At 53.4% G+C, this 2,162-nt stretch carries 2 protein-coding genes; both read left to right on the top strand.

What is annotated here, in order from left to right; all coding sequences use genetic code 11:
• Positions 1–62 precede the first annotated feature (62 nt).
• Entirely contained in the window at positions 63–572 is a 510-nt protein-coding gene (locus tag B2Y11_RS06205; protein WP_291057391.1) for a TRAP transporter small permease subunit, read from the top strand.
• Positions 573–1,850: a TRAP transporter large permease gene (locus tag B2Y11_RS06200; protein WP_291057389.1), complete on the top strand. Its 1,278-nt coding sequence runs from the start codon at positions 573–575 to the stop codon at positions 1,848–1,850.
• The last annotated feature ends 312 nt before the right edge of the window (positions 1,851–2,162 follow it).

Here is a 2,162-nt window from a genome sequence, read left to right as displayed (position 1 = left end):
GCTCACTAGCACACTAGTACACTATTTCCCTATTTCCCTATTTCCCAAAGGAGGGCTGTCCTGTGCGTTCCATTTACCATATGTATGACCGTATCCTCGGTTACATTACCAATTTTGCCGCAGCCATTGCAGGGCTTGCCATTTTGCTGACAGCCTTCATGATCTGCTATGAAATCATTGCCCGCAGTATTTTCCACAGTCCCACGGTGTGGGTGATGGAGATTTCCACCTACCTTCTGGTGCTGGCCGGTTTCTTCGGCATGGCCTACACCATGAGGAAGAACGGACACATCTGCGTGGATTTCCTTTTCAGCCGTTTCCCCAGGGCCCTGCAGCGGGGGCTGGATGTACTCACATCCATTCTTGCCCTTTTTGTCATGTATGTGTGCATGACGGAATCCACCAATTATATGCTCATGAGCCGGGCCGTGGGAGTGGTGTCTCCTTCCCTGCTCCGGGTACCCATGTGGATTCCCCAGACCTTTATGGTCATCGGCTTTGTACTGCTGTTTCTGGAAATGGTGAATCATCTTTTAGGTGATTTCTTCCGAGATGGAAAGGAGGGAAAGTAAATGGTTCTTGCAGGATTTGCCCTGTTGATCATTGTCCTCCTGATTATCGGCATGCCCGTGGCCTTCACCCTGTCCCTGGCAGGGATTCTGGGCATCATCCAGTTCGTAGATATGTCCACCCTGTCCCAGGTGCCGGTGATTGCCTTTAAGACACTGAATTCCTATGTACTGACGTCAGTGCCCCTTTACATCCTTATGAGCCAGATCATGCTCACCGGACGGGTGGGCAGCGGGCTCTTCGACCTGGGCAGCAAATGGATGGGCCACCTCCCCGGAGGCCTTGGCATTGCCACCATCTTTGCCTGCGCCATTTTCGCCGCCATTTCGGGCTCCTCTGTGGCCACCGCCGTCACCATCGGTGCCATGGCCATTCCGGAAATGCTGAAGCGAGGCTACGACAGGAAACTGGTCGTAGGGTCTGTGGCCGCCGGCGGCACATTGGGCATCCTCATCCCGCCGTCCATCCCCATGATTCTCTACGGCACCATTACCGACGAGTCCGTGGGCAAGCTCTTCATGTCCGGCGTCATGCCCGGCGCCCTCCTGACCCTGGCCTTCGTGGCCTACATCGTCTTTGCTTCCTGGAACAAACCGCGGGAAGCAAGAGCCACCCATGCAGAAAAGATGAAAGCCCTCCGCGAAAATATCTGGGGCCTTCTCCTTCCGGTCATCATCATCGGCGGTATCTACACCGGCATCTTCACCCCTACCGAAGCGGCAGCTGTAGGCACGGTGTATGCCCTCATCATTACCTTCTTCATTTACCGCAGCATTACCATTGAGGACATGCCCGCCATCCTCCGCGCCACCATCAAGACATCCTGCATGATTTTTGCCATCATGGTAGGCGCCATGCTCTTCGGCTACATCCTCACCGTGCTCCAGGTACCCCAGGCCCTCATGGCCCTTGTCACCGAAGGCCACTTCAATAAATGGATCGTCCTCATCGGCATCAATATCGTCCTCCTCATCCTGGGCTGCGTGCTGGAAACCGTTTCCATCATCCTTATTACCCTGCCTATGCTCTACCCGGTCATCAAAGCCCTGGGCTTTGACCCCATCTGGTTCAACGTAGTGCTCCTCATTAATATGGAACTGGCCCTCATCACGCCTCCCGTAGGCATGAACCTCTTTGTCATCAAAGGCATCAGCGAAGACAGCTCCATCCAGGACATCATCTCCGGCGCCGCTCCCTTTGCGGTGATTATGGTTCTTGAAATCGCGCTGCTCTGCGTCTTCCCCGGCATCGCCACCTGGCTGCCGTCGGTATTGAAATAAGGAAATAAGAAAACCGGCTCTGCAAAGGGCCGGATTTTTTGTGGTTAGTGGGCGTGGGAGTTTCCGGCTTCTTAGGAGCCGCTGACAGAGGGAGACATCAGACGTCAGACAGTCAGACATCAGACATCAGACTTCAGGCATACGGTATGCATCACTTAAAGATACAAAGGGTAAGCACGGAGGCTCCTTACGGTCAAGCAATTAAAAGGAAAGCCCTTTTATGTGCAGGCTAAGGAAGCACTGATCCATTCGCAGAATCGAATTTCATATGAATTTTTATCCAATCGACCTCATAAGTCTCCTTAAATAGCT

Source organism: Dialister sp. UBA1703 (genome assembly GCA_002320515.1).
Classification (GTDB): Bacteria; Bacillota; Negativicutes; order Veillonellales; family Dialisteraceae; genus Dialister.
Note: the sequence above shows the minus strand (reverse complement) of the source record. Positions and strands in the feature narration are given on the sequence as shown.